This is a genomic window from Streptomyces alboniger, from assembly GCF_008704395.1.
Taxonomy (GTDB): Bacteria; Actinomycetota; Actinomycetes; order Streptomycetales; family Streptomycetaceae; genus Streptomyces; species Streptomyces alboniger.
In genome coordinates, this window is record NZ_CP023695.1 from 2,766,127 (window position 1) to 2,792,529 (window position 26,403).

The window sequence follows — 26,403 nt, forward strand, 5'->3', positions numbered from 1 at the left end:
CGAGGGGGGTGGTCCTAAGCCTTCCGTCCTCGGTCGCCCCGTCTGAGACCATGGGCGGTGTGAAAGAGATCCCGCGCGGCACGCTTCAGGAGCAGACCTACTACGAACAGGTCGGCGGCGAGGAGACCTTCCGGCGCCTGGTGCACTTCTTCTACCAGGGGGTCGCGGAGGACCCGCTGCTGCGGCCGATGTACCCGGAGGAGGACCTGGGCCCGGCCGAGGAGCGCCTCGCGCTCTTCCTGATGCAGTACTGGGGCGGCCCCCGCACCTACAGCGACAACCGCGGCCACCCGCGCCTGCGCATGCGGCACGCGCCGTTCACGGTGGACAGGGCCGCGCACGACGCCTGGCTGAAGCACATGCGGGCGGCGGTCGACCAGCTCGGCCTCTCCGAGGAGCACGAGCGGACGCTGTGGAACTACCTGACGTACGCGGCGGCGTCGATGGTGAACTCCGAGGGCTGACGGGCAGGCCCCGCGGCTAGGCCCTGCCCTAGGCGGGCGTGACCGAGAGCCCGCCGGTCCCGGCCCGCCGTACGGCGACGGACCCATAGGCCGTACGCAGCCGGAGCCACGCCCCCGAGGACAGCAGCGCCAGCGCGTCCCCCCGCAGGAACCCGAGGGACTGCGCGGCGTGCGCGGCCCGCACGGGAAGCTCGGTCCCACCGATCGTGCGGGACCAGATCTCCCGGCCCACGCGGTCCAGCTCGGTCCGCACCCGCCGCTCGGCGGGCAGTTCCTCGACACGGGCCTTGAACTCGGTGACGGCCGCCGCCACCAGACCCCGCACCGCGTCCATCACGGGAAGCGCGGGCTCCTGCCGCCAACCGCCCCGCGGCGGCAGCACGCCCGCCCAGGGCGGCCCGGTGACAGCCTCCGGCACGGCGGCGACGCCCGCCGCCGCCACCGACTGCGCCGACTCCCCGACGTACTCCAGGAACTCACCGGCGGAGACGGTGACGTCGAGCGTGGTGTCGAGCCCGTGCTCGTACGGCTTGGCGAGCCGCGCCGTACGAATGGCGAGCACCTCGAACGACGGCGGCCGCCCGAACACGGCGAGCGTGTCCCCGGCGGCCTGGAGCCGCACCGCGGCGGCCCTGTCGTAGTGGATCAGCCGGGCCAGGAAGGCGGCGAGGTCGCCCGCCTCCCCGGCATCGGCGAAGTGCAGCCGCGCGGTCATGCGGCGAGCGCCCCCGAACCGCTGTCGGAGCCGTCGTCGACGTACTCCTGGAGGAACGACCTCTCCTCCGCCGAGATCCGCCGGGGCCGCTGCGCCTCCAGGTCGAACGGCACGACCACGGTCGAGGCCCGCACATACACCTGGTCCGCGTCCTTGATCTCGTACGCGATGGTCAGCGAGGCCGCGCCGATCTTCGTCACCCACGACTCGATGGTGACCGGCTCGTGCCGGTGCACCAACGGCCGTACGTAGTCGATCTCGTGCCGGGCCACGACCGAACCGCCGGAGAACGAGGGGGACCCGTCACCCGGCGCCAGCCGGAACATGAAGTCGATGCGCGCCTCCTCCAAGTACCGGACGAAGACGGCGTTGTTGACGTGCCCGAAGGCATCCATGTCCGACCAGCGCAACGGGCACTGGTATATGTGTCGAGCCACAGCCGCCTCAGCCTCGCGTGAGCTTCTTGTAGGTGGCGCGGTGCGGACGGGCCGCGTCCGGGCCGAGGCGCTCGATCTTGTTCTTCTCGTACGCCTCGAAGTTGCCCTCGAACCAGAACCACTTGGAGTCGCCCTCGTACGCCAGGATGTGCGTGGCGACGCGGTCGAGGAACCAGCGGTCGTGGGAGACGACCACGGCCGCACCCGGGAACTCGAGCAGCGCGTTCTCGAGCGAGGACAGCGTCTCGACGTCCAGGTCGTTCGTCGGTTCGTCGAGGAGGAGGAGGTTGCCGCCCTGCTTGAGGGTGAGTGCGAGGTTCAGGCGGTTGCGCTCACCGCCGGAGAGGACGCCGGCGGGCTTCTGCTGGTCCGGGCCCTTGAAGCCGAAGGCGCTCACGTACGCGCGGCTCGGCATCTCGACCTGGCCGACGTTGATGTAGTCCAGCTCGTCCGAGACGACCGCCCACAGGGTCTTCTTCGGGTCGATGTTGGCGCGGCTCTGGTCGACGTAGGAGATCTTGACCGTGTCGCCGACCTTGATGGAACCGGCGTCCGGCTCCTCAAGGCCCTGGATCATCTTGAACAGCGTGGTCTTGCCCGCGCCGTTCGGACCGATGACACCGACGATGCCGTTGCGCGGCAGGGTGAAGCTCAGGTCGTCGATCAGGACCTTCTCGCCGAAGGCCTTCGAGAGGTTGTTGACCTCGACGACGATGTTGCCCAGGCGCGGGCCCGGCGGGATCTGGATCTCCTCGAAGTCCAGCTTCCGCATCTTGTCCGCCTCGGCGGCCATCTCCTCGTAACGGGCGAGGCGCGCCTTGGACTTGGCCTGGCGCCCCTTGGCGTTGGAGCGCACCCACTCAAGCTCTTCCTTGAGGCGCTTGGCGCGCTTGGCGTCCTTCTGCCCCTCGACCTTGAGACGGGTCTGCTTGGTCTCCAGGTAGGTGGAGTAGTTGCCCTCGTAGCCGATCGCGCGGCCGCGGTCCAGCTCCAGGATCCAGCCCGCCACGTTGTCGAGGAAGTACCGGTCGTGGGTGACGGCGACGACGGTGCCGGGGTACTTCGCGAGGTGCTGCTCCAGCCACTGCACGGACTCGGCGTCCAGGTGGTTGGTGGGCTCGTCGAGGAGCAGCAGGTCGGGGGCTTCGAGGAGCAGCTTGCAGAGCGCGACGCGGCGCTTCTCGCCACCGGAGAGGTTGGTGACGGCCCAGTCGCCGGGCGGGCAGCCCAGGGCGTCCATGGCCTGCTCCAGCTGGGCGTCGAGGTCCCACGCGTTGGCGTGGTCCAGGTCCTCCTGGAGCTTGCCCATCTCCTCCATCAGCGCGTCGGAGTAGTCGGTGGCCATCAGCTCGGCGACCTCGTTGAAGCGCCGGAGCTTGCCCATGACCTCCTTCGCCCCGTCCTGCACGTTCTCCAGGACGGTCTTGGACTCGTCGAGGGGCGGCTCCTGGAGGAGCATGCCGACGGTGTAACCGGGCGAGAGGAAGGCATCGCCGTTGGAGGGCTGCTCGATGCCCGCCATGATCTTGAGCACCGTGGACTTACCGGCGCCGTTGGGGCCCACGACACCGATCTTCGCGCCAGGAAGGAAGCTCAAGGTGACGTCGTCGAGGATCACCTTGTCGCCGTGCGCCTTGCGCGTCTTGCGCATGGTGTAGATGTACTCAGCCAAGAGAAACCGTCCGGCAATCAGTGAGTGGGCAGATACACCCCATCTTGCCGTACGGCCACCCGCCGGAGGAAACCAGCGGGGTAGGCGGTGATCACTCAGCGGGGTCCGCGGGCGAGATGTTGCTGCTCCGATCGCGCGGAGGGACGCTGAAAGAGACGTCACCGGGTCTCAGCGAGCGCGGATGAGACCGTGCCGGTCGTGGTGGCCGGAAGGAGTACCTGTGATGAGGGTCATGCTACGAGCGCGGCTGGACACCCAGGCGTCGAACGAAGCCATCAGGAGCGGCGCTCTGCCGAAAATCATGCAGGCGCTGACGGAGACGCTCAAGCCCGAGGCGGCTTACTTCGGCCCCTCCGACGGCGCGCGGTCCTGCACCTTCGTCTTCGACATGCAGGACAGCTCGCAAATGCCCACCATCGCCGAGCCGCTCTTCGAGCAACTCGGCGCGGAGATCGACATCCACCCGGTCATGAACACCGAGGACCTCCAGAAGGGACTTGCCGCCCTACAGAACAGCTGACTCCGCGGACCTGACTCCGCTGGGCGGCCGCCCCCTCGTTCACTTCTCCGTGGACGTCTCCTCGGGCGCCTCCGCCGGGTCCTTCTTGGCACGCAGGAGGAAGACCGCCGCCCCGCCGAGCAGGACGAACCCGACGGCGATCCCGGCTATCAGCGGCGTGTTGCTCGAACTGCCGGTCTCGGCCAGGTCGCCGCCGCCGGAGGTGCCGCCCGCCGACGCGGGGCTCGGCTCGTTGGCAGGCTGCGCCTTGTTCTCCGTCGCGGTGCCCTCGGTCTCGCAGTCGAGGACGCCCTTGAAGCGCTTCTCGACGCCGTTCGGCCCCTTGATCGTGAAGTCGTAGGGCTGGTCCTCCTGCAACGGGATCGTCACCGTCTGCGACGCACCCGCCTCGATCGAGTGCTTGAAGCCCATCAACCGGAAGGTGAAGGGCTCGTCTCCCTCGTTGCTCGCGGTGATGTCGACGCCGCCCTTGGCGCAGTTCTTCTCCGCCGACAGCGCCGGCACCGCACCCTCGGCCGCCCAGTCCGCCGTCGCCGTCGCGGACACCGTCGACTCGCTGGAGCCCGCGAGGATCTGCGTCTGGCTCCTGGTCTCGGAGGTGAAGGCCCGGCCCACCGGCACGGTCGTCGACGCCTGGACCGAGAGCGCGGCCGAGCCGTCCGGCGCCTCCTCCGGGACATCGAAGTAGAGCCTGCTGCCGTCGCCCGCGGACTTCACGGGCTTGCCGTCCTTGCCGACGACCTTCACGCCGCTCGCCACGGAGTCCGCGGGCGGTGTCACCGTCACCGCTTCCGCGTCGGTCCGCACGGTGACCGGGCCGAGCCGGTCACCGGCCTGCCCGGACACGGCGGGCGGCTCCAGCGTCAGCGAGGCCTTGGGCTCCGCGCTGTCGCGCGCGCTCTTGTGCAGATAGTCGGCGAGCTTCTCGGCCTGCGGGTCGACGGCGTCGACCCGCGCGCCGTCCGAGTACCGCCAGATCGCCACCTGGGTGCCGGCCGCGGCGGACTGCTCGGTGAGGGAGGTCGCGCCCGCCTTCTTGGCCAGCGCCGCCAGGTCGTTCACCTGTGGGTAGGAGTGCTGGAGGATCCAGCGGATCCGGCCCGCGTCGCGATTGCCGTCGAGCGAGGTGCCGCTCCAGGGGGTCTCCTGGTACCTGGCGTCGTTCTGCGTGGGGTTGTGGATGTCGACGCAGTACGTCTGGAGCGTGCCGCCGCCCTCGACGGACATCTCGAAGAGCCCGGCGGGGACCTGCTGCGAGCTGCCGTCCTCGCGGACGACGGCCTGGCCGTACGTCTGCAATCCGCCCAGCGTCGCGGTCGCTCCGCCCCGGTGCTGCGGGGCCGCGTCCGCCGCCGCCGCGCCCGCGGCGGCCACCGCTCCCGCGGCGACGAGCCCCGTCGCCGCGGACACGGCGGCGAGGCGGGCGGCGCCTCGACTACGTATGGACAACGCAGAAAACACTGAATTCCCCTCCGGGCGGGACCCGTTCACAACGGTGGGGGGTGGTCCCGCCAGCAGATTGAAAGGGGCAGGATGCCCTGCCACCTGCGTGGCATCTCCTGCCAACTGCCCCGTGAGCTACGTCCGGCATCCTAGGGAAGCGGCACACCACGCCCCTCAGTCATACCGTCGTATCACCGATCCGACTCGGAATCGTTATCCCCAACACCCCTCCCGAGCTGGGCTTATCGACAAATCAACGGCATTCAAGGGCATCCGCCCGACCGATGTGGACGTCATCCGACCGGCTCCGTCTCCCTCAGGGAGGCGGGATCCGTCAGCGACGCGTCTCCCTTGAGCACCCGCCGGAACGCCGCGGTGCCGCGCGACAGATCGTGGCCGATGGCCTGCGCATCGATGTCCGCGGAGGTCCAGTGCTGCCCGCCGCGCTCCTCGTCCCGCACCTTCAACCGGCCCTGCACGATGACCGGTTCACCCACCGACAGCGATCCCTGCACGTTCTTGCCGAGCGACCGATTGGCCCACACCGTGAAGAAGTTGGTGTGTCCGTCGTTCCACGTGTTCTTCACCGCGTCGAAGTACCGCGACGTCACCGCGAGCCGGAACCGCGCCACCGGTCCCGACGGCAGCTCCCGGTACACCGGCGTCGTCGCGACGTTCCCCACCACCGTCACCATCGTCTCGTTCATGCCCTTCCCCTCCCGTGCGTCCGTCCGCGCCGCCGCGCCTTCCGCGGCCGCGATCTCAGACTGCACCGGTCGGGCCGAGCCCGCTGAGCCCTGTGCGCTACCCGCCGGTTGTGGAAAACTCCGTCACCCCGAAGGGGCTTCCCGGCGTCACCCCAAAGGAGCTCCCCCGGCCCGCGCCCCCGTCACCCGCACGTACTGCTCCCGGACCTCCCGGTACCGCAGCAGCTCGGCCGCCACCGGATCGAGGACCCTGGCCCGCCCGCACCCGGCCGCCGCCTCCCGAAGCCGCCGTTCCGCCTCCTGCCCGTAGCGGCGCGCGGGCCCCCGCGCCGCCATCCTGCTCGCCCACTCCACACACGGGCCGCCCACGATGCCCGCCAGCATCAGCAGCACCGGAACGCCGAGATTGGGCTCGCAGATCCCGATGATCTGCCCCACGAGCCAGAGGCCGCCCACGACTTGGAGCATCGTCATCGCCGCCTGCGCGAGGACCGCGACCGGCCACCAGCCGGGCCGCGGCGGGCGCCCGGTCGGCACGCCCGCCGTCACCGACAGCTCGTCGAGCGCCTCGGGCAGCCCCTCGGCGCCGCGCGCCGCGGCCTCCCGCACGGCCTGCGCCCAGGGCACGGGAAGTCCCGCCGCCGCCTCGTCGGCCACCGTGCGCACGGCGAACTCCACGCGCTGGCGCGCCGTCGCCTCCTCGTCCACCGGGACCGGTACGAGGGACAGCGTGTCGCTGTGCGGCGAGCGCTGACCCTCGTACCACCGCCACAGCCTCAGCCAGGGGTCGCCGCACGCCCTGCCCGCGTGCCTGCGCCAGGCCCGCTCCGCCGCGTCCCCGGCGGCCGCGGCGCCCACCGCGTCGGCGAGGCGGTCGGCGAACTCCTCGCGGGCCTCTTCGCTGAGCCCGATCCGCCCGCGGTTGCGGCCGCGGGGCGACCCGGCGACGTACACCGGACGCAGCCGTTCCGCGGCGGCGTCCAGATCGGCGGAGATCCGGCGTGCCGCGGCGCCCCGCTCCTGGGTGAACTGACCGAGCGCCTCGCGCAGTTCCCCGAGGCCGTCGCCGGTCAGCGCGGAGATCGCGAGCACCGTGGCGCCCGGTTCCCCGTGCTCGCCGAGCGCGATGCCGTCCTCGTCGAGGAGGCGTCGCAGGTCGTCGAGGACCTGGTCGGCGGCGTCGCCCGGGAGCCGGTCGATCTGGTTCAGCACGACGAAGGTGACCTCGGCGTGGCCCGCCATCGGCCGCAGATAGCGCTCGTGGACCATCGCGTCGGCGTACTTCTCGGGGTCCACGACCCAGATGACGGCGTCGACGAGCGCCAGGATCCGGTCGACGTGCTCCCGGTGCTCGCCGACCGCCGAGTCGTGGTCGGGCAGGTCGATCAGTACGAGCCCCTGGAGCTCGTCGGCGCCGGGCCCCTGGAGGGGGCGGCGGCGCAGCCGGCCCGGGATGCCGAGCCGGTCGAGCAGCCCCGCGGCGCCGTCCGTCCAGCTGCAACCGATCGGCGCGGCCGTGGTCGGCCTGCGTACGCCCGTCTCCGAGATCATCACCCCGGCGAGGGCGTTGAAGAGCGTGGACTTGCCGCTTCCGGTGGCTCCCGCGATGGCGACGACGGTGTGCCGTTCGGAGAGCCTGCGCCGGGCGGCGGCCTCGTCCAGGACCCGGCCCGCCTCGGCGAGCGTGCCGCTGTCCAGGCGGGTGCGGGAGAGCCCGACGAGTTCGCGCAGCGCGTCGAGCCGCTGGCGCAGGGGTCCTTCGTACGACGTGGGCGCCCCCGTGGGCACGTAGGCGCGGACCTCGGTGGTCGGGGGCTGCTGCCCTTCGGCGACGCGGCGGGCGATGAGGCCGTCGTCCCAGGCCTCTTCGGAGCCGTCGGGTGCCCGGCGGGAGCCGTCGGGTGCCTGGCCCGAGCCGTCGACCGCCCGGCCGGGGCGGTCAGGTGTCCTGCCGGGGCCACCGGGGGAGCGTCCGGGGCCATCGGGGGACCGTACGGAGCCATCGGGCGACGTGCCAGAGCCGTCGGGTGACCTGCCAGGGCCCCCGGAACACTCCCCACGCCCCTCCCGCTTCTCCCGCTTCTCCCGGTCCTCCCGCTCGTCGCGTTCGGTGTGATCAGTGACGGCAGTCACCGCGTTCACCTCTCCTTCTGAAGTAGGGACAGGGCGGCGATCAGCTCTGCCTGGGGATCGGGGTGCACCTCAAGGGCGTCCAGAGGGGCGAGTCGCCGTTCGCGCTCGGTGGCCAGGACCTTCTCCAGGTAGTCGGTCAGCAGGCGCCCGCCGCGGTCGCGCAGCCGGACAGCGCCCGGGGCGCCGATCCGTTCGGCGAGGATCTCCCCGGCCGCGCGGGCCCGGTGCCCGCCGAGCAGGGCGGTGGCGAGCAGCGCGGCGACGACCTCGGGGTCGGGCAGCGGGGTCTTGTCGACCCTCTCCATGCCTCGCACCTCGTCCTCGGCGTACTCCTCCAGGACGCGCCGCCATCTGCGTACGGCCATCCCGATGCGGTGCTCGGCGCTCTCCGCCTGGGGGTCGCGGCCGGCGAGCCCGGCGACATCGGCGGCGGGTTCGCGCCGCCAGGCCTCGTCGATGCGTTCGTCGGCGGCGGTGACGGCGCACAGCAGCAATGCCTCCAGGCTCTCGGCGATGGCGTCGAGCAGCTCGCCGGGCCCGCAGTCGAGCGGATAGCTGCGCCACCGCTTCAGGGCGTCCCCCGCGAGGACGCCGCCGGCCTGCAAACGATCCGCCACGCGCGCGTGCTCGTTGTCGTACGCCTCGTCGACGGCGGAGGTGAGCCGTAGGGCGGCGGCGTACTGGGCGGCGACGGCGCCCGCGAGTTCGGGCAGCCGGGAGTCGAGCGAGCGGAGGACGCCGTGTGCCGTGCGTGCGATGGCGTGGGCGCGGGCCGCGGGTTCCTGGACGCGGTGGGTGAGCCAGGCGCGCAGCGGAGCGACGGCGGTGGCGGGCAGCAGCCCGCCGCCGCCCGCGGACTCGGGCAGCTCGGGCACGGTGAAGCGCGGCACGTCGCCGAGCCCGGCCTTCGCCAGCAGGGCGCCGAACTGCCGTGACACCTCGCTCACGACCTGGTGGGGCACGCGGTCGAGGACGGTGACGAGGGTGGCGTCGTGCTCCTTGGCGGTACGCAGCAGATGCCAGGGCACCGCGTCCGCGTACCGCGAGGCGGTGGTGACCATGACCCACACGTCGGCCGCGGAGATCAGCTCGGCGGCCAGCACCCGGTTGTCGGCGACGAGCGAGTCGACGTCGGGCGCGTCGAGCAGGGCGAGCCCACGCGGCAGGCTGTCGGCGGTCTCGATCCGCAGGGCGCGTTCCTGCTCGTCACCGGGCCCCGGCGACTCGTCACCGAACCCCGGCAGATCGTCACCGGCATCCCCGTCGTCCTCTCCCTCTCCTCCCTCCGTGCTCTCCTGACGGGGCATCCACACGCGCGTGAGGTCGGGCAGTACGCGCATCCCGGCGAACCAGTGATGATCGTCCGGATGGCAGACGAGCACCGGCGTACGCGTCGTGGGCCGCAGCACACCCGCTTCGCTGACCTGACGCCCCACCAGGGAGTTCACCAGCGTGGACTTGCCCGCTCCGGTGGATCCTCCGATGACGGCGAGCAGGGGCGCTTCGGGCGCCTTGAGCCGGGGCACCAGATAGTCATCGAGCTGTGCGAGCAACTCGTCCCGGTTGGCACGCGCGCGTGGCGCCCCCGGCAGGGGGAGCGGAAAGCGTGCGGCGGCGACACGCTCGCGCAGGGCGGAGAGTGCGTCAAGCAATTGAGGCCGTACGTCCAAGGTCACCACATGCGAAGAATGCCCAATTTTGGCGGCTTTCTGAAGCATATGAGAGCCTCTGCGCGCCGATCGGACACAGGGGATGGAAGGGGCGACTGCGGGCGCAGGCATAACGAGTGCACAACACCCGGGACGTGAGGCGTCAAAAGCGATGCGCGATTCGCACCTACCTGCGATTATCGGGATCGCTTCACCGAACCTCCACATCGTGGCGCGGAGGCGAAGCACCAGGGGCAGGGACCCGGGAGCCCTATCCTTGTCCCCGGCAAGGTCACGGATCTTCCCCGCATCCGCCCCGTGCCACCCGGCCCCCGTAGCTCAGTGGATAGAGCAGGCGCCTTCTAAGCGCTTGGCCGCAGGTTCGAGTCCTGCCGGGGGCGCACACAGCCTCTCACCTGTGGAAACGCGTGAGGGGCCCTTTCATGTCCGGAGGCACTTCGCTGTGACGCCAAGCGCCTTCGCCCGGCCGCGATCGTCAACCGGCGCCGGTTCGTTCCCCCGTGCCGAGTTCGCGGCCACGTCACGCGCCGCCCCCGGGGGCCTCGACGACCTGATCACCATCGTGCCCGTAACCCGGCCCGAGATCCCGTACGACCGGTAGCACCGCACGACCGGTAGCCACGTGCGCGTTGGTTCCGGTCGGCATCCGGTCCCTGAGACCGGGTGGCTCGCGGCCCCCTTCCGGACGGGGATGGGGACTACCCTGAGGTATGGACGTCCCGGACCCCGGCGGACCTGTTGTTGCTCGACGCAGATGGCTGTGGGGAGCGGGCTCTCTTCGTCCGGTCGCCCGGCGCATCCCTCTGGAGGGAGACGGGACGGGCCCCTTGTTCCGGTGGGCACATCGCCGGGCCGTCCGTTCGCTGCCTCCGCCGAATGTCTGCCCGTGCCGGGAGACCGGCCGTATTCCACGGCTCCGCCCGGCAGGTCTCTGGAACGAGGCTTCATGCCCCTACCGCAGTTGAACGTCTACCGGCACGACAGAAGGACCCGGGCCCTGGTCACCCTCGCCGGTGAGATCGACCTACAGACGGTGCCGCTGGTGCGTGCCGCCCTTGAGCGGTGTCTGCGCGACGGCATGCGCACCATCGACGTCGACCTCACTCCCGTCACCTTCTGTGAGTGCTGCGGTCTGAACGCCTTCATCGAGATGTTCCTGCGCACCGCCGCGACCGGCGGAACGCTGCGCCTGCACTACCCGCCTCCCCTGCTGGCGTGGATGATCGAGCTGACCCGTTGCGACTTCCTGCTCAAGGAGCCCGCGGCCGCACCCGGGAGGTGCGCCGCGACGGCCTCCCGGCCGCGGCGGGAACCGGAGGGGATCGACCGTCGCGTCGGGGCCGGGCGGGCCGGGTGATGTCCGACAGGCGGTCGTTCCGGATCCGGCTTCTCGTCGCCGAGCAGGCCGCCCGGCGCGGCGCCGGCGTCGGCATGGTGGACGTGTGCACCGCTGCGGTGGCCTCGCTGCCGGTCGGCGGGGCCGGGGTGTCCGCGATGTCCCGCACCGCGGCGAGCCATCCACTGTGCAGTACCGATGACGTCAGCGAGCAGCTGGAAGAGCTTCAGCTGACCCTGGGCGAGGGGCCGTGCGTGGATGCCTTCACCCACGGCTCGGCCGTCCTGACGCCCGACCTGCGGACCGATGAACTCCAGGGCTGCTGGCCCGTGTTCGCGGAAGCGGCCCTGGAAGCCGGTGCCCTCGCGGTCTTCGCGCTGCCCCTACAGATCGGCGCTATCAACCCCGGAGTCCTGGATCTCTACGCTCGGGCCCCGGGCCGGTTGGACGCGGAGGATCTGGCCGACGCACTGGCCTTCGCCGACCTCGCGACGCTGGTCCTGCTGGACGCCCGGATCGACGCGACGGGCGTGCCGCCGAAGGACGCGGCGGCGCGGAGGCGCTGCGAGGACCTGGGCGGGTACCGGGCGGAGATCTCCCAGGCCACCGGCATCCTGACCGTCCAGCTCGGTGTCGGTATCGACGAGGCCTTCGTCCGGCTGCGCGCCTACGCCTACGCCCAAGGGCGCCGACTCACCGCCGTGGCCGCCGACGTGGTGGCCCGTCGGCTCCGCTTCTCTCCGGGCGCGGAGCCGATCCGGACCGACGAGGGCGCCTGATGTCCTCGGCCGGTCCGAGCAGCGCTGCGCTGCCACCACAGTGCGGCGCGGTCCGGCCCGCGACGCACTCCCCTGCTCCATCCCACAGGACTAGTCTCCACAAAGGGTGTTGACGATGAATGAGCGGCTCTTGGCCAAGACCTTCGTCGAGTTGGCGGACAATCTCGTCGCCGACTTCGACCTGATCGACTTCCTGCGGCTGCTGACCGACCGCTGCGTCGGGATGCTCGGCGCCAGTGCCGCCGGGGTGCTGCTCGCGGACCGGGACGGTGAACTCCGCGTGATGGCCGCCTCCGACGAACAGGTACGCCTCCTCGAACTCTTCCAGTTGCAGAACGACGAGGGCCCCTGCCTGGACTGCTTCCGCACGGGCGCCCCGGTGTCCGTACCCGACCTGCGCGCGGAGAGCGCCCGCTGGCCGCGGTTCGTGGCGCAGGCCCAGCTTCACGGGTTCGGCGCGGTCCAGGCCCTGCCGATGCGGCTGCGGGACGAGGTCGTCGGCGCGCTGAATCTCTTCCGGGCCACTCCCGGCCCCTTCGACCCGGTCGGTACGCCCATCGCGCAGGCCCTGGCCGACGTCGCCACCATCAGCCTCCTCCAGCAACGGTCCATCCACCGCTCCACGGTCCTCAACGAGCAGTTGCAGACCGCGCTGAACAGCCGGGTGCTGATCGAACAGGCCAAGGGGAAGCTCGCCGAACGCCACGACATCGACATGGAGCAGGCGTTCACCGCCTTGCGCCGCTATGCCCGCGCCCACAACCGCCGCCTGTCCGACGTGGCCCGCGCCTTCATCGACGACTCCGAGCCCCTCCCCGGCCTGGTGCGCTGAGAGACGGCCATTCGCGGGCGGCGCCCCCGCACAGGCGCTTCCCGTTCACAAGCGGCGCCAGCGGGCCGAGGCGAAGGAGAAGGCTCCGAAGAGGATCAGCCCAATCGCCACGGCGACCAGGAGCCAAGGGCCCGCCGGGGTCTGCGTGAAGCTGCGGAGCGTGGCGTCCACGCCCTTGGCCTCGTCCGCGTCGAACTGGACGGCCGCGATCAGGATGAAGATCCCGGCCGCCGCGAACACCGTGCCCCGCGCCACGCCGCCGCCCACTCCCAGGCCGGTCACGATCTGCCGGGTGCGGTGGCTCATCGCGCCCACGTCCAGCTGTTTCAGGAACTTGCGCAGGGCCGCCCGTACCGCGAGTACGGCACCGATGCCGATCAGGAGGCAGCCCCCGGCCCCCACGATGACCTGGCCGTACGGCAGTTTCAGCACCGACGCGGTCCAGTCCTTCGACTGCGCGTTGCCGCTTGAGCCCTGGCCACCGCCCGCGGCGAACGTGGCCGTCGCCCAGCAGACCGACGCGTAGAAGACCGCCCGACCGCCGTCCAGCAGCCGCGAGGCGGCCTTCCGGTCGGGGCCCCTGCTGAGCACCGCGCGGGAGCCCCGCCACAGCGCCATGCAGCCGAACCCGACGGCCAGCGTCCACAGCATCGCCTTCCCGAAGGGCTGCTCGGCGACCTGGTCGAGCGCGCCCTGGCGGTCCGCCGACTCCCCACCGCTGCCGAGGGCCATCTGGATCGCCAGGGCGCCGATGAGGACGTACACGACCCCACGCGCCATGAAGCCCGCCCGGCCCGCGGCCGTGAGCGTCTCCTCCTTGGCGGCGTGGGCGGCGGAGCCTCCGTCCCGGCCCGTTCCTTGTGCGTGAGACGCGGTCACTGGTCCTCCCCGAGGCCATGGAGCGCACGATGCGCGTCCCGGCTCACGACTTTCCCTCCGCCTTGTGCAGGCGCCGCAGCGCGCCGCGCAGCGCATGGTCCAGGTGCTCGGGGAACGGGCTTCCTTCGGAGGTGGCGACGAGAGCGACAGCCACCTCGCGGCGCGAGAGGCCGCAGCGCCGCGCGACGTCCATCAGCAGGTCACCTGCCTGTTCATGGGGGCACGGCACCAGGGCCATCATCATCCCGAGGGCCTGGTCGATCACCGCCCGGTCGCTCAGTCCCCGGCGCAACCGGGCGATCTCGGCGCGCAGTTCGACGACAGCCGGGTCCAGGAGGTCGTCGCCCCAGGCCACCTCGCCCGCCCTCATCCACCGGTCTTCCTGGATCGTCACCTTCTGCTCCATGACACCTGCCTCACCACGCACTGCGTGCGCCCGCCCCGCGAAGTCGCCGGGGAACGCTCTGGCACCGGAGACCGAACCGGTCACCGGCGGTGCTGCTCGTCGCCTTCAGCGCGGACCTGGCACCTCCAGAGCCCCTGGCGCTGTCGCCGGTAGCGGCGGTCCCGCCGGTGCTCGCGGTCTCTGCGGTCCCGGTCGTCGCGGTACTCGTAACCGTCGCCCCGGTGTTGGCCGCCCGCGCCCCTCCGGCCGTAAACGCACGGCCACGAAGATCAGCACGCCCCCCGGGCGGAACGGAACCTCGCTGCCGGGGACTGGGGCCTCGCTTCGCAGCATAGCCCTGCCCCGAGGCAATGGATACGCTCGCTCGCCGCACAACCCCGCTGTGGACAAAGGACGTTGACAGGGAGTCAGGACAGGCGTTGACTTACGGTACGGCGTAGGGCCATGCCAATCCGAACCCTTCGGACAACGCATTCCGCCTACCCGCTTCGCCCGGACCCCGCGGAAACCAGGAAACGCTCCGCGCGATCTGGAGGTCCGGCGACGCTCACGTGGATTCTCCTTCCTTCTGCTGACCTTGGCGCTTCTCGGGTTCAGCTTCACCGGAAAAACAACAAAGTCAGTAAGGACAGCCATGAATGCTGGGAACACGCTCAGGAACAAGGCACAGGCCTTCAAGGGCCGTATCACCGAACGCATCGGCCGGAACACCCGCAACAAGCGAATGCAGCGTGAAGGCAGGACCGACCGGGTCTCCGGAAACCTGAAGCAGTCCGGCGGCAAGGCCAAAGACGCCTTTCGCCGCTGACCCATACGCCCCGGATGGTGCGCACGAAACGTGGACGCCATCCGGCCGGCACCATGCCCAGGGAAGTGGGACTTCATGACGTACGACATCGAACGCGCGCGGCAGCCGGCAGACACCGAGAGCCCGGACCTCGCCCCCAGCAGTCACCAGACCGCGCTGCTCTCGAAGGGCGACCGCGACAGGCTCACCCTGCGTCTCCAAAAGGCCCTCAACCTCTTCGTCGAAAGCCCGCGCCAAGCGGTCCAGGAGGCCGACGGCGCCTTCGAGGAAGCCGTCACCCAGCTGACCACCGCCCTCACGGAGCGGCGCCGTACCCTGCGCACCGACTGGCAGGATCTGGGCACCGAAGCGCAGACCGAGGAACTGCGGCTCGCGCTGCGGCAGTACAGGGAGACCACGGAACGGCTGCTGCGTATGTAAGCCCGATCAGCTCCTGGTCCCCGCCCCGCCGGCGCCGCCGTAAAGCTCCTCGATCTCCCGCGCGTACGCCGCCGTCACCGCATGCCGCTTGATCTTCAGGGACGGGGTGAGCAGGCCGTTGGCCTCCGAGAACTCGCCCTCCACCAGCGCGAACCTGCGGATGGACTCGGCCTTGGATACCGCCGCGTTGGCGTGGTCCACGGCGCGTTGGACCTCCGCGATCACCTCCGGGTCGCGGGCCAGCTCCGCGAGCGGCGTGTCCAGGGGGCGTTTGCGTACGGCCAGCCAGTGGTCGACGGCCTCGGGCTCCAGGGTGATCAGCGCGGCGACGTACGAACGGTTGTCCCCCACCACGATGCACTGGCCCACGAGCGCGCGGCTGCGGAGGCGGTCCTCCAGGACGGCGGGCGAGACGTTCTTGCCGCCGGAGGTGACGATGATGTCCTTCTTGCGGCCGGTGATGGTGAGGTATCCGGCCTCGTCCAGGGCCCCCAGGTCACCGGTGGCGAGCCAGTCGCCGGTGAGCACGGCGTCCGTCGCCGCCGGGTTGTTCCAGTAGCCGTTGAAGACGATGCCGCCCTTGAGCAGCACCTCCCCGTCGTCCGCTATGCGCACGGCCGTGCCGGGCACGGGCAGGCCGACGGTGCCGGGGCGCGGGCGCAGCGGCGGGGTGATCGTGGCGGCGGCCGTGGTCTCGGTGAGGCCGTAGCCCTCGTAGATGATGATTCCGGCGGCGTAGAAGAAGAGGTTGAGGTCGCGGTCGAGGGGGGAGCCGCCGCTGATCGCGTAGCGCAGGTTGCCGCCGACCTCCTTGCGGATGCGGCGGTAGACGAGGAGTTCGTACAGGGCCCAGCCGAGGCGCAGGCCGAGCGAGGGGCCGGGGCGGCTCGGGTCGAGGAACCTGTCCAGGTACGCCTCGCCGAACCGCACCGCGATCCGCTCGGCCCGGTCGAAGGACGCGGCGCGGCCGAGCTTCTCCGCGGTCGCCCGGCCGGTGTCGTGGATCTTCTCGAAGAGGTACGGGACGCCGACGAGGAAGGTCGGTCTGAACGCGCGCAGTTCGGGGCGGAGTTCGTCCGGCTTGACGCTCGGACAGTGGCCCAGTTCGATGCGGGCCAGCATGCAGGCGATCTGCAAGGAGCGGCCCAGGATGTGGGCGAGCGGCAGGAAGAGGAGCGTGGAGGCGACCTGCCCGGTGATCTCCTTGAAGACGGGGTGCAGCAGGTCGACCGTGTTGGCGGCCTCGGCGTGCAGGTTGCCGTGGGTGAGGACGCAGCCTTTGGGGCGGCCGGTGGTGCCGGAGGTGTAGCAGAGGGTCGCGATGGAGTCGGGGGTCAGCGCGGAGCGGCGCTTGGTCACCTCCTCGTCGGACAGTTCGCGTCCCAGCGCGGTCAGTTCCGCCATCGCGCCGCCGTCGATGTGCCGGATGCGGGGCGGGTCGACGTGGGTACGGAGGGCCTCCTCCGCCGTCGCCGCGTTCTCGGCGGTCTCCGCGATCAGGAGGCGGGCGCCCGAGTCCCGGACTATCCACTCGATCTGCTCCGCCGAGGACGTCGCGTAGACGGGGACGGTCTGGCCGCCCGCCGCCCAGATCGCGAAGTCCAGGACCGCCCATTCGTAGCGGGTACGCGACATCAGCGCGACCCGGCCGCCGGGCTCCAGGCCCGCCGCCAGCAACCCCTTGGCGATATCGGTGACTTCGCGCGCGAAGGCCGCCGCGGTCACCGGGCGCCAGCGGCCGCCCTCCTTGCGTCGCAGCACCACCGCGTCGGGGGCCTCGGCGGCGTTGGTGAACGGTATGTCGGCGGTGCTGCCCTCGGTGGCCCTCGCCACGAGCGGGGCGGTGCGGGCCTCGCGCACGGTGCCGCGCGCGTCCCTGACCAGCTCGACCTTGGCGCGCTCCGCGAGGTCGCCGCGGCGCTGGGCCCTTTTCAGATCCTTGCGTACGCCCATGACGGCTCCCCGGCTTCGACTTCGGCTACGACCTCGTACGTACGTCCGGACTTTCGGGGCAACTTACTCGCGCGTAAGAAAAATGCAATGCCCCCGTCACGGAGGCGTCGGCACGGGCGGCCGCTCAAGCCGCGCCGGGGCCACGCCGATCTAGGGCCCATGACCTCTACGTACTCCCCTGGTGTCCGTGAAGCGGAACCCCGGCCGGCCGTCGACGCCCCGCGAGGGTCCTGGCGGGGCCGCGCACGGGTCGGGGCCGCCCTCCTGCCCGCCCTCGTCATCGCCGTCGCCGGCTTCCGGCGGCGGTGGATGTCCGACGACGGTCACATCTACGTGCGGACGGTCCGCCAGGTGCTCGCGGGGAACGGGCCCGTCTTCAACCCCGGGGAGCGCGCCGAGTCGTCCACCGGAACCCTGTGGCAGTGGCTGCTCGTGGGGGCCGGGGCGCCGGGCCTCGACATCGCCACGGCCGCGATGTACGGCGGGCTGCTGCTGACCGCCGCCGGCTTCGCGCTCGCCGGACTCGCGGCGCTCCGCGTACACGGCGGCGGCGGGTTCCTGCTGCCCTGCGGAGCCCTGGTGCTGCTCGCGCTGCCGCCCGTCTGGGACTTCGCGACCTCCGGTCTGGAGACGGGGCTCGCCACCTGCTGGCTCGCGGGGGCCTGGCTGGCGCTCGTCGCACGGCCCCGGACCCTGGTGACCTGCGCGGTGCTGGGCCTCGGCCCCCTCGTACGGCCGGACCTGGCGCTGGTGTCGGTGGTCTTCCTGGCCGCCCAGTGGGCCGTGGCACGCCCCTCGTGGCGCGGGGTCCTCGCGGGCGCCGGTGTCGCCGGGGCGCTCCCCGTCTCGTACGAGATCTTCCGCATGGGGTACTACGGACATCTGATGCCGTTGCCGGGCGTCACCAAGGAGGCCTCGCGCAGCCTGTGGGGGCGGGGGGCGGACTACTTCTGGGACTTCGCCGGGCCCTACGTGCTGTGGCTGCCGCTGCTGATGACCGTCGCGGCGGTCCTCGCGTCCGGCCAGGCACGGGAGGGGGGCCTCGCATCCGGCTGGGCACGGAAGCGGGTCCCCGCCTCCGGCCGGATCCGCAAGCGGGTCCTCATGCCCGGTCAGGCCCAGAAGCAGGGCCGCACATCCAGTCAGGCCCAGGGGCCCGCCCCCGCCCCCGCCCCCGACCGCCTGCGCCGACGCCTCCTCGTGGCCGCCCCCGTGACCGCGGGCGCCCTGTGCTGGCTCTACGTCATCAAGGTCGGCGGCGACTTCATGCACGGGCGGATGTTCCTGCCGGGGCTGCTGCTGATGCTGCTGCCCGCCTTCCTCGTGCCCGTCACGCGCGCGTGGACGATCGTCGTCGCCGGGATCGCGGTGTGGGCCGTGGCGTGCGCATCGGTGCTGCGGGTGCCGTACGAGGGGCGGATCGGGCCGGCCGGCGTCGCGGACGAGCGCGGGGTGTACGTACACCAGAACGCCGCCCCGCACCCCGTGCACCACGACTTCGCGGGGCAGCCGGGCAACAGGGCGTACGCCGGGCTCGTACGCAAACGGGTGCGGTCCGGCGCGCCCACGCTGCTGCTCGCCCACACCCCCGTTCCCGCCGCCCGGCCCGGGGTGACGGGGATCTACAACACGCTCGGCTTCAGCGGGTCCGTCGTCCCGCTGTCCGGCGCGGCCCTCGATCCCATCGGGCTCGCCTACCCCCTGGCGGCGCACTCGGAGGGCTTCAACGGCCGCGTGGGGCACGACAAGCGGCTGCCGGACGAGTGGATCGTCGCCGAACGCGGTGTCGCCGACGGCCTGCCCCCGGGGCTGGACCCCGCCCGCGTCGACGCGGCCCGCCGCGCCCTGCGGTGCGAGCCGTTCGCCGAGCTGCGGGCGGCGACGAGCGCGCCGATGACGGCCGGGCGGTTCTGGCGGAATCTGACGGGCGCGGTGGGGCTCACGTCGTTCCGTTTTCCGAATGATCCGGTGCGGGCGGAGAAGGAGCTGTGCCGGTAGCGGGTCACGGCCCGGCCGCTCGCCGCGGTCAGCTCGCGTACCGGCACCGCACGATCACCGCACGCTACGCTCGCCCCATGAGCCTGGAATGGGAGCAAGTCGTAGTCGACGCGGCGGACCCGGGGGCGCTGGGGCGGTGGTGGGCCGGGGCTCTCGGTTGGGTGGTCGTCGACGACTCCGCCGACGAGTGCGAGATCAGGCCGGAGCCCGACCGGCTTCCGGGCCTGCTCTTCGGCCGGGCGGCGGAGAAGGAGACGGTGAAGCGGACGGAGAAGAACCGGCTGCACCTGGACTTCCGTCCGGACGACCGGGACGCCGAGGTCGCCCGCCTCCTGGCCCATGGGGCCCGGCACGCCGACGTCGGCCAGACCGGCGACGAGCCGTGGGTCGTACTAGCGGACCCCGAGGGCAACCAATTCTGCGTGCTCGGCCCGCGCCGGCCCTGAGGCCGGCGCGGTCGTCCGAAGCGTCCCTCAGCTCACCGCGTCCCTCAGCTCACCACGTCCTTCCGCGCGAACCCCCGGAACGCCAGCGCGAACAGCACCAGCGCGTACGTCACCGAGACCGCCGCCCCCTGGATCATGCCGCCCCACTCGGGGCGCGGCTGGATGACGTCCGCCCAGGCGAACTGCCAGTGCGCGGGCAGGAAGTCGCGCCAGTCGCCGAGCGCGGTGACGGCGTCCAGGACGTTGCCGACGATCGTGAGGCCGACCGCGCCGCCGACCGCGCCGAGCGGGGCGTCGGTCTTCGTCGACAGCCAGAACGCGAGGCCCGCGGTGACCAGTTGGGAGACGAAGACGTACGCGACGGCCATCAGCAGGCGCTGCGCCGCCGTGCCCGCGGGCAGCTCGCCGCCGGTGGGGATCTCCAGCGGCCCCCAGCCGTAGGCCATCGTGCCGATCACCAGCGCGATGAGCGGGAGCAGCACCATCGCGGCGGCGCTCAGGGCGAGCGCCACGACGAGCTTGGACCACAGCAGGCGGGCCCGCGGCACGGGCGCCGCCAGCAGATAGCGCAGGGACGACCAGCTCGCCTCGGAGGCGACCGTGTCCCCGCAGAACAGGGCGACGGGGATGACGAGGAGGAAGCCCGCCGAGACGAACAGGCACGTCGCCGCGAAGTTGGCGGCGGACGCCGTGGCCGTGTCCATCAGCGTCACCTCGCTGTTGCGCTCCCCCGGTGAACCGGCGACGGCGAACGCGATCACGAGGACGACGGGCAGCAGCGCCATGACCCCGCCCATCACGAGCGTGCGACGGCGCTTCAGCTGGCGGACCGCCTCGACCCGCAGCGGCAGGGTGCGTCCGGCGCGGTAGCCGGGCGCGGTGGGGCGCTCCAGGGTGGGGGCGCTCATGCGGTGCCTCCGATCAGGGTCAGGAACGCGTCTTCGAGGCGGCGGTGCGGGCCCATGGACTCCACGGGCACTTCCAGGCGCACCAGTTCGGGCAGGAGGCGGGCGGCGCTCCCGCTCGGCGTGCCGTCGAGGCGTATCAGGAGGCCGTCGTCGGCGCGCACCGCGGAGGCGACGCCGGGCAGCGCGGCGACCTTGTCGAGCAGCGGGTCGGAGATGCCCGCCGCGAGCCCCACGAGCAGCGTGTCCCCGGAGCCGACGATCTCCGCGACCGGGCCCGCCTGGACGAGGCGGCCGCGGTCCATGACGACCAGGTGCGTGCAGGACTGCTCGACCTCGGCGAGGAGGTGGCTGGAGACGATGACCGTGCGGCCGCCGCGGGCGTAGCGGATCATGACCTCCCGCATCTCGCGGATCTGCGGCGGGTCCAGGCCGTTCGTCGGCTCGTCGAGGATCAGCAGGTCCGGCAGGCCGAGCATGGCCTGGGCGATGGCGAGGCGCTGCCGCATGCCCTGGGAGTACGTCCGTACCGCGCGGGCCAGGGCGCTGCCGAGTCCGGCGATCTCCAACGCCTCGTCCAGGTGGGCGTCTTCGGCGGGGCGGCCGGTCGCCTTCCAGTACAGCTCCAGGTTCTCCCGGCCGCTGAGGTGCGGCAGGAAGCCGGCGCCCTCGACGAACGCGCCGACCCGGGAGAGGACGGGCGCCCCCGGCACGATCGCCTGCCCGAAGACGCGGATCTCGCCCGCGTCGGGCCGGATCAGGCCCATCAGCATGCGCAGGGTCGTCGTCTTGCCCGCGCCGTTGGGCCCCAGGAGGCCGAGGACCTGGCCCTTCTCGACGCGGAAGGAGACGTCACGGACGGCGTACCGGTCGCTGGACTTGGCGTACCGCTTGCTCAAGTCGGTGATCCGGAGCGGCACTTCGGCGAGGGCGGGGTCGGGGGCGGGCGCCGTCGTCCTGCGGCGGCCGGTGATCAGCAGGCCGAGGGCGATGACGGCTCCCGCGGCCGGCAGCCACCACACCCAGGAGGGCAGGGGCGCGGCGCCGGTCTTCAGGCCGGGAGCCGTCGGCACCTCCAGGTCGCTCTTGAGCGAGACGGTGTACGAGGCGGGGTCGGCGGGTGACGCGTACCCGAGGTCGGTGGAGGCGAGGGCGAGGCGCAGGCGGTGGCCCTTGCGCACCTCGTGGTCGATGGCGGGCAGGCGCAGCTCGACGTCCTTGCCGTCCTTGGCGCCCTCGATCCGCACCGGGGCGACCAGCTGGGAGGGCAGGACCTGCTGCTTCCCGCCGGGCCCGACGTCGTACACCTTGGCGAAGAGCACCGCGTCCTCGCGGGAGGACTTCACATGGGCCCGGACCGTCGGCGTACCGGTGATCCGCAGGTCCTCGCTCAGCGGCTTCGACATGAACGTGGCGTTCTGTCCGGGGATGTCCAGGGAGACGCCGACACCGAGGGAGGTGAGCCGGGAGAGGCCCCTGCCGCCGAGGCCGGGGAGGGTGGAGACGGCGGGCGGGCTCGCGCCCGCGGGGTTGTCGAACGTCCGCTCGCGCCCGCCGAGCGGCACCGTGCGCCGGGCGCTCTCCAGGCCGGGGTACGTGTCTGCGCTCGCGCCCCGCAGCCGGGCCGCCCCGTCGGTGGAGTCGACGCCCCCGGTGCGGGTGACGCGGAACGCGGGGCCGGTGTCGGCGCTCTTGTCGCCCTTCAGATAGCGGTCGAACCACGCGCCGACGCGCCTTTCGACGCGCGCCCGCTCGGGGTCGCCGCCGTCGTGGCCGCCCGCGATCCAGTCGACGGCCACGGGCGCGCCGTTGGCCCGGACCGCTCGGGCGATGGCGTCGCCCTGGCCGAGCGGGAAGAGGGAGTCGGTCTGGCCCTGGGCGAGGAACGTCGGCACCTTGATCCGGTCGCCGACGGCGGCCGGGCTGCGCGCGGCGAGCAGCTCGCGCGCCTTCGCGTCGGGCTTCCCGGCGACGGCGACCCGGTTGTACATGTCGCACAGCCGCTTCTCGAACCGGTCGCAGCCGCCCCCGGTGTTGATGAACGAGCCGGCCCACAGCTTCTTGAAGACGCCGTCGGGGAACAGCGCGTCCGCGAGGTTCCAGTAGGTGATCTGGGGGGCGATCGCGTCCACCCGCCGGTCGGTCCCGGCGGCGAGCAGCGACACCGCGCCCCCGTACGACGCCCCGGTGACGCCTACGCGCGGGTCGCCGTCCTTGTCGAGCCGCACCTCCGGCCGCTTCGCCAGCCAGTCGATCAGCTTCGAGACGTCGGCGACCTCGCCCTCGGGGTCGTTCAGCCCGATCTTTCCTGTGGACTTCCCGAAGCCGCGCGCGGACCAGGTCAGTACGGCATAGCCGTCCGCCGCGAGGTCCTCGGCCTGCTCGCGCACGTCGTTCTTGCTGCCGCCGAAGCCGTGGCCGATGAGGACGGCGGGGCGCTTGGCGGCGGGGTCCCCCGCGGTGAAGAAGGAGGTGTCGATCTTCGCGCCGTCGGCGTCGAGCGTGCCGTCGGAGCGGTGCACGGACGGGCCGTCGTCCGAGGCGACCGCCGTCCAGGTGCCCGCCCCGGCGAGCACCACGACGGCGGCCGCGGCGGCGAGCAGCCGACGTGGCCCGCGCGGTCCGGGGAGCCTGGGCCTGGGCAGTCGTAGATCCATGCGACCACCGTACGGGCGGCGACCGACAACCGGGGCAGCCGCCGGTGTGAACTGTCCTGCCTCCCCGGGGAGTAGACTCCGCGCCCCGCGTACCGCGATCGTGGTACGCGGGGAGACCCGACCCGCCGCTTCCTCAACAGCCCCGGCCACCACCTCCTGCTCGCGTACGAGGATGACAGCGGCGCTCGCGCGGGAGAGGGGCGCTTCGCCTCGGTCGGCTGGGACTTCGGCCCGAAGAGCCGGGAGGACGCACCGCGTCAGGGGTGAATAGAGTCTGCACCTATGACATCCCGGGATTCCCTCGCCACCGGCCAGCGCTCGCTCGGTGACCCGTCCGTCCGTTTCCCGCTGTGGCCGCCGCTCACCGCGGGCTGCCCGGTGACCAGCAACGACAGCGTGTCGTACCCGGTCGAGGTCGACTACGCCTACGACAGGGTCCCCGCCGGTCTCTTCGCCACCGCGCCGGGGCAGCCGCGTGGCCACGAACGCTGGGCGCCGCTCCTGCCGCCGCTGCACGCCCCCGGCCTCGGCGAGGGCGGCACGCCGCTCGTGCCGCTCGGCGAAGGCCTGTGGATCAAGGACGAGTCCCGCAATCCGACCTGGAGCCACAAGGACCGCATCAACCGCGTCACGGTCAGCGCGGCGGTCGGGGCGGGCGCGGAGGGCATCGTCGTCGCCTCGTCCGGCAACCACGGCGCCTCCGCGGCGGCGTACGCGGCGCGGGCGGGCCTGCGGTGCGTGGTGCTCTCGTCGGCGGGGACGCCGCCCGCCGTCGACGCCTTCCTGCGGGCGTACGGGGCCGTCGTGCTGCCGGTGCCCTCCGAGGCGCGATGGCCGCTGCTGCGGCGGATCGCGCAGCGGTTCGGCTACCACCCGGTCAGCAATGTGACGCCCACGCACACCGGGCACGCGTTCGGGCCCGAGGGCTACAAGACCCTCGCCTACGAGATTTACGCCGAACTCGGCGTCCCCGCGGCGGTGTTCCTGCCCACCGGCTACGGCGAGCTGCTCTTCGGCGTGTGGAAGGGCTTCGCGGAACTGGTCGCTCTCGGCGTCACCGACCGGGTGCCGCGTCTGTTCTCCTGCGAGCCCGCCGCCGGGGGCCCGCTGGCCGCGGCGCTGCGGGACGGGCTCCCTGCGACCACGGTCCCGGTCGGCGAGACCGCGGCCTACGCGATCGGCTCCTCGGTCGGCGGCTACCGCGGGACCGTCGCCGTCCGGGAGAGCGGCGGCGCGGCGCTGCTCGTCTCCGACGCGGAGATGTCCGCGGCGCGTGCGGAGCTGGCGGGGGCCGGGCTCTGGGCGGAGTTGTCGGCCGCCGCCGGGCTCGCGGGATACCGGCAGCGGGGCGGCCCGGCGTCCGCCGAGGGACCCGTGGTGTGCGTGTCCACGTCGAGCGGCTTCAAGGACCGTGACCTGCTGGTCGGGGGCGAGTCCGCCGAGGTGGACCCGGAGGACTGGGCGGAGGTGGAGCGGCGGGTGGAGCGGGGCTGAGCAGTTCAGCCCTGCCCGTCCTCCGGAACACTCACCAGCCACCGCGTGTCCCGGCGCGGCCGCAGGTACAGCGCCCAGTACAGGGTGGCCACGAGCACGGTCCCACCGGTCCACACCAGGTACTCCGTCTCCTGCTGGCTCAGCACGTACGCGAGTACGGCGATCAGCACCACCGGCACGGCCGGCCACAGCGGCATCCGCCAGGCCGCGCCGTGCCCGTGCGAGCCCCGCCGGGCGAGCAGCGCGGCGACCGCCACCAGGAGGTACATGCCGGTGACGGAGACGCCGGTCACCCCGTACAGCGTGTCCAGGTTGACGAAGCACAGGAGTGCGCCGGGGACGCCGACCAGCAGCGTGGCCACCCAGGGGGCGCCGGACGCGCCGAGCTTGGAGAGCGCCTTGTTCACGGGCGTGGGCCAGGCCTTGTCCCGCGCGGAGGCGAACAGGACGCGGGAGTTCTGGATGACCATGACGATGCCCGCGTTGACGATCGCGAGGGCCACGCAGAGGCTGACGAACGTACCGACCGCCGAGTTGGACCAGGCGGCGACCATGGCGCCGATGTCGCCCTCGGTCAGGGCGGTGAGGCTCTCGGCGCCCATGGTGATCGCGACGACCGGCACCAGGATGATCACGGCGGAGATGCCGAGGGTGGCGAGGACCGTGCGCGCGACGTTGCGGCGCGGGTTCTCCAGCTCCTCGGAGAGGTAGACGGCCGTGGAGAAGCCCTGCGTGACGAAGAGCGCGATCGCGAGGCCCGAGACGATGAGCATGGCCGTGACGGTGTCGACCCCGCCGGGCCCGGAGCCGGACCCGGAAGCCACCGACAGATCCACCAGGCTGCCCGGTCCGCGCTCGGCGTGGGCGAAGCCGAGGACGGCCACGACGCCCGCCGCGACGACCTCCAGGACGAGGAAGATGCCGGTGATCCACGCGTTGGCGCGCAGGTCGAGCAGGCCCGCGAGGGTGGCGCAGATCATGACGCCCGCGCCCGCGTAGGACGGGTCGAGGTGGACGAGGGGCGCGAGGTAGTCGGCGGTGCCCATGGCGATGACGGGCGGCACGATCATCACGACGAGCAGGGACAGGACGAAGACCAGCCAGCCGGCGAGGCGCCCCGCCATGGTGGAGACCATCGCGTACTCGCCGCCCGCGCTGGGGATGAGGGTGCCCAGCTCCGAGTAGCAGAACGCGACGCCCACGCAGAGCAGGGAGCCGATCGCGATGGTGAGCGCGGTGGCGGTGCCGAGCGAGGAGAAGAGGTCGGGGACGACCACGAAGAGCGTGGAGGCGGGCGTCACGCAGGACAGCGTGAGGAGGGTGCCGCCGACGACGCCGATGGAACGCTTGAGCTTCTGGGGACGGCCCGGATCGGCCAGGGCCGCCGGGGGCGCGGCGGTGGGCGGGGGAAGCGGGCGGAGCGTGTCGGTCATGAAGCGCGATTCCGATCGACTGGTGCGGCAGGAGATGCGGGGGAGCCCTATCGCCTCCGAAGGCTGTCGAGCTGGGTCTTTCTGTGGCTCCCGGCGCGTCATCGAACCCCGGCGATATCCGGAACGTCAACGGTCATTTACCTACGGAATCCGCAGCGGAGCCGCGCCCCAAGTCGCCTCGCATTCCCAAGAGTTTGCCCACCCAGGCCACAATGAGCATGCCGTCACCGGATATGACCTTGATATTGCAGGCACATGAACACGGGCGCTTTAGCTGCCCGAATTGCACCCTGTGC

Annotated in this window: 23 protein-coding genes and 1 tRNA gene; 11 read left to right on the plus strand and 13 right to left on the minus strand. The window is 72.1% G+C overall.

Annotated elements, in window-relative coordinates:
* The first annotated feature begins 50 nt into the window (after nt 1-50).
* The gene (locus CP975_RS12120) at nt 51-464 is read left to right on the plus strand and encodes a globin (RefSeq protein WP_150476859.1); all 414 of its coding nucleotides are present in this window, start codon (nt 51-53) and stop codon (nt 462-464) included.
* A gap of 28 nt (nt 465-492) precedes the next feature.
* On the opposite strand, the gene CP975_RS12125 is transcribed toward CP975_RS12120, so the two are convergent.
* From CP975_RS12125 to ettA, 3 genes are read right to left on the minus strand one after another with little or no spacing between them, the layout of a single operon-like run.
* Nucleotides 493-1,179 carry a DUF8185 domain-containing protein gene (locus tag CP975_RS12125; protein WP_055531654.1) on the minus strand — a complete coding sequence of 229 codons (687 nt, stop codon included), beginning with the start codon at nt 1,177-1,179 and terminating at the stop codon, nt 493-495.
* Nucleotides 1,176-1,616 carry an acyl-CoA thioesterase gene (locus CP975_RS12130; protein ID WP_055531652.1) on the minus strand — a complete coding sequence of 147 codons (441 nt, stop codon included), beginning with the start codon at nt 1,614-1,616 and terminating at the stop codon, nt 1,176-1,178. The genes CP975_RS12125 and CP975_RS12130 overlap by 4 nt, the downstream gene beginning before the upstream one ends.
* Nucleotides 1,617-1,623: 7 nt before the next feature.
* Nucleotides 1,624-3,288: an energy-dependent translational throttle protein EttA gene (gene ettA, locus CP975_RS12135; RefSeq protein ID WP_030790919.1), complete on the minus strand. Its 1,665-nt coding sequence runs from the start codon at nt 3,286-3,288 to the stop codon at nt 1,624-1,626.
* 223 nt (nt 3,289-3,511) lie between these two features.
* Between ettA and CP975_RS12140 the strand changes: the two genes are divergently transcribed.
* The gene (locus CP975_RS12140) at nt 3,512-3,808 is read left to right on the plus strand and encodes a DUF3303 family protein (RefSeq protein WP_055531650.1); all 297 of its coding nucleotides are present in this window, start codon (nt 3,512-3,514) and stop codon (nt 3,806-3,808) included.
* Nucleotides 3,809-3,847: 39 nt separating this feature from the next.
* Here CP975_RS12140 and CP975_RS12145 read toward each other — a convergent pair whose 3' ends face one another.
* From CP975_RS12145 to CP975_RS12160, 4 genes are all read right to left on the minus strand, one after another.
* Nucleotides 3,848-5,257, minus strand: coding sequence for a Cys-Gln thioester bond-forming surface protein (locus CP975_RS12145; protein ID WP_246201474.1), 1,410 nt, complete (start codon nt 5,255-5,257; stop codon nt 3,848-3,850).
* A gap of 287 nt (nt 5,258-5,544) precedes the next feature.
* Entirely contained in the window at nt 5,545-5,958 is a 414-nt protein-coding gene (locus CP975_RS12150) for a single-stranded DNA-binding protein (protein ID WP_055531667.1), read from the minus strand.
* A gap of 147 nt (nt 5,959-6,105) precedes the next feature.
* Nucleotides 6,106-8,091 (minus strand): YfjP family GTPase, encoded by a 1,986-nt coding sequence (locus CP975_RS12155; RefSeq protein WP_055531665.1) that lies wholly within the window; start codon nt 8,089-8,091, stop codon nt 6,106-6,108.
* Nucleotides 8,092-8,096: 5 nt separating this feature from the next.
* Nucleotides 8,097-9,809, minus strand: a complete 1,713-nt coding sequence (locus CP975_RS12160; protein WP_055531648.1) for a dynamin family protein — start codon at nt 9,807-9,809, stop codon at nt 8,097-8,099.
* Between the two features lie 259 nt (nt 9,810-10,068).
* On the opposite strand from CP975_RS12160, the gene CP975_RS12165 reads away from it, so the two are divergent.
* The 4 genes from CP975_RS12165 (at nt 10,069) to CP975_RS12180 (ending at nt 12,708) form a co-directional block, all read left to right on the plus strand.
* Nucleotides 10,069-10,141: transfer RNA gene (locus tag CP975_RS12165), tRNA-Arg, on the plus strand.
* Between the two features lie 566 nt (nt 10,142-10,707).
* Entirely contained in the window at nt 10,708-11,118 is a 411-nt protein-coding gene (locus CP975_RS12170; RefSeq protein WP_055531646.1) for an STAS domain-containing protein, read from the plus strand.
* Nucleotides 11,118-11,876, plus strand: a complete 759-nt coding sequence (locus tag CP975_RS12175; RefSeq protein ID WP_055531663.1) for an ANTAR domain-containing protein — start codon at nt 11,118-11,120, stop codon at nt 11,874-11,876. The genes CP975_RS12170 and CP975_RS12175 overlap by 1 nt, the downstream gene beginning before the upstream one ends.
* A 115-nt stretch (nt 11,877-11,991) precedes the next feature.
* Complete coding sequence (locus CP975_RS12180) at nt 11,992-12,708, plus strand: GAF and ANTAR domain-containing protein (RefSeq protein ID WP_055531644.1); 717 nt, start codon at nt 11,992-11,994, stop codon at nt 12,706-12,708.
* Between the two features lie 45 nt (nt 12,709-12,753).
* On the opposite strand, the gene CP975_RS12185 is transcribed toward CP975_RS12180, so the two are convergent.
* A complete protein-coding gene (locus CP975_RS12185; RefSeq protein ID WP_030790896.1) occupies nt 12,754-13,587 on the minus strand; it encodes a DUF1206 domain-containing protein in 834 nt (277 codons plus the stop codon).
* Between the two features lie 43 nt (nt 13,588-13,630).
* A complete protein-coding gene (locus tag CP975_RS12190; protein ID WP_246201476.1) occupies nt 13,631-13,981 on the minus strand; it encodes an ANTAR domain-containing protein in 351 nt (116 codons plus the stop codon).
* A gap of 646 nt (nt 13,982-14,627) precedes the next feature.
* Here CP975_RS12190 and CP975_RS12195 point away from each other — a divergent pair.
* Both CP975_RS12195 and CP975_RS12200 read left to right on the plus strand, forming a co-directional pair.
* Entirely contained in the window at nt 14,628-14,801 is a 174-nt protein-coding gene (locus CP975_RS12195) for a CsbD family protein (RefSeq protein WP_078594633.1), read from the plus strand.
* Between the two features lie 75 nt (nt 14,802-14,876).
* Nucleotides 14,877-15,221 carry a hypothetical protein gene (locus tag CP975_RS12200; protein WP_055531642.1) on the plus strand — a complete coding sequence of 115 codons (345 nt, stop codon included), beginning with the start codon at nt 14,877-14,879 and terminating at the stop codon, nt 15,219-15,221.
* A gap of 6 nt (nt 15,222-15,227) precedes the next feature.
* On the opposite strand, the gene CP975_RS12205 is transcribed toward CP975_RS12200, so the two are convergent.
* Nucleotides 15,228-17,174, minus strand: a complete 1,947-nt coding sequence (locus CP975_RS12205) for an AMP-dependent synthetase/ligase (protein WP_055531640.1) — start codon at nt 17,172-17,174, stop codon at nt 15,228-15,230.
* A 159-nt stretch (nt 17,175-17,333) separates the two neighbouring features.
* Here CP975_RS12205 and CP975_RS35020 point away from each other — a divergent pair, with 159 nt between their 5' ends.
* Nucleotides 17,334-19,172 (plus strand): arabinofuranosyltransferase AftB family protein, encoded by a 1,839-nt coding sequence (locus tag CP975_RS35020; protein ID WP_167532687.1) that lies wholly within the window; start codon nt 17,334-17,336, stop codon nt 19,170-19,172.
* A gap of 77 nt (nt 19,173-19,249) precedes the next feature.
* A complete protein-coding gene (locus tag CP975_RS12215) occupies nt 19,250-19,618 on the plus strand; it encodes a VOC family protein (RefSeq protein ID WP_055536448.1) in 369 nt (122 codons plus the stop codon).
* 44 nt (nt 19,619-19,662) lie between these two features.
* Here CP975_RS12215 and CP975_RS12220 read toward each other — a convergent pair whose 3' ends face one another.
* Nucleotides 19,663-20,526 carry an ABC transporter permease gene (locus CP975_RS12220; RefSeq protein WP_055536445.1) on the minus strand — a complete coding sequence of 288 codons (864 nt, stop codon included), beginning with the start codon at nt 20,524-20,526 and terminating at the stop codon, nt 19,663-19,665.
* Nucleotides 20,523-23,180: an alpha/beta fold hydrolase gene (locus CP975_RS12225; RefSeq protein ID WP_055536444.1), complete on the minus strand. Its 2,658-nt coding sequence runs from the start codon at nt 23,178-23,180 to the stop codon at nt 20,523-20,525. Before CP975_RS12225 ends, CP975_RS12220 begins: the two co-directional genes overlap by 4 nt.
* 282 nt (nt 23,181-23,462) lie before the next feature.
* Here CP975_RS12225 and CP975_RS12230 point away from each other — a divergent pair, with 282 nt between their 5' ends.
* Nucleotides 23,463-24,674, plus strand: a complete 1,212-nt coding sequence (locus CP975_RS12230; protein WP_055536443.1) for a threonine synthase — start codon at nt 23,463-23,465, stop codon at nt 24,672-24,674.
* 5 nt (nt 24,675-24,679) lie between these two features.
* On the opposite strand, the gene CP975_RS12235 is transcribed toward CP975_RS12230, so the two are convergent.
* A complete protein-coding gene (locus tag CP975_RS12235) occupies nt 24,680-26,107 on the minus strand; it encodes an APC family permease (RefSeq protein ID WP_150476862.1) in 1,428 nt (475 codons plus the stop codon).
* Nucleotides 26,108-26,403 lie beyond the last annotated feature (296 nt).

Bases quoted from the DNA above. Each gene is read 5' to 3' on its own strand.
- CP975_RS12120 (WP_150476859.1), top strand. From the start codon at position 51: ATGGGCGGTGTGAAAGAGATCCCGCGCGGCACGCTTCAGGAGCAGACC.
- CP975_RS12125 (WP_055531654.1), bottom strand. From the start codon at position 1,179: ATGACCGCGCGGCTGCACTTCGCCGATGCCGGGGAGGCGGGCGACCTC.
- CP975_RS12140 (WP_055531650.1), top strand. From the start codon at position 3,512: ATGAGGGTCATGCTACGAGCGCGGCTGGACACCCAGGCGTCGAACGAA.
- CP975_RS12150 (WP_055531667.1), bottom strand. From the start codon at position 5,958: ATGAACGAGACGATGGTGACGGTGGTGGGGAACGTCGCGACGACGCCG.
- CP975_RS12160 (WP_055531648.1), bottom strand. From the start codon at position 9,809: ATGCTTCAGAAAGCCGCCAAAATTGGGCATTCTTCGCATGTGGTGACC.
- CP975_RS12170 (WP_055531646.1), top strand. From the start codon at position 10,708: ATGCCCCTACCGCAGTTGAACGTCTACCGGCACGACAGAAGGACCCGG.
- CP975_RS12175 (WP_055531663.1), top strand. From the start codon at position 11,118: ATGTCCGACAGGCGGTCGTTCCGGATCCGGCTTCTCGTCGCCGAGCAG.
- CP975_RS12180 (WP_055531644.1), top strand. From the start codon at position 11,992: ATGAATGAGCGGCTCTTGGCCAAGACCTTCGTCGAGTTGGCGGACAAT.
- CP975_RS12195 (WP_078594633.1), top strand. From the start codon at position 14,628: ATGAATGCTGGGAACACGCTCAGGAACAAGGCACAGGCCTTCAAGGGC.
- CP975_RS12200 (WP_055531642.1), top strand. From the start codon at position 14,877: ATGACGTACGACATCGAACGCGCGCGGCAGCCGGCAGACACCGAGAGC.
- CP975_RS12205 (WP_055531640.1), bottom strand. From the start codon at position 17,174: ATGGGCGTACGCAAGGATCTGAAAAGGGCCCAGCGCCGCGGCGACCTC.
- CP975_RS35020 (WP_167532687.1), top strand. From the start codon at position 17,334: ATGACCTCTACGTACTCCCCTGGTGTCCGTGAAGCGGAACCCCGGCCG.
- CP975_RS12215 (WP_055536448.1), top strand. From the start codon at position 19,250: ATGAGCCTGGAATGGGAGCAAGTCGTAGTCGACGCGGCGGACCCGGGG.
- CP975_RS12220 (WP_055536445.1), bottom strand. From the start codon at position 20,526: ATGAGCGCCCCCACCCTGGAGCGCCCCACCGCGCCCGGCTACCGCGCC.
- CP975_RS12225 (WP_055536444.1), bottom strand. From the start codon at position 23,180: ATGGATCTACGACTGCCCAGGCCCAGGCTCCCCGGACCGCGCGGGCCA.
- CP975_RS12230 (WP_055536443.1), top strand. From the start codon at position 23,463: ATGACATCCCGGGATTCCCTCGCCACCGGCCAGCGCTCGCTCGGTGAC.
- CP975_RS12235 (WP_150476862.1), bottom strand. From the start codon at position 26,107: ATGACCGACACGCTCCGCCCGCTTCCCCCGCCCACCGCCGCGCCCCCG.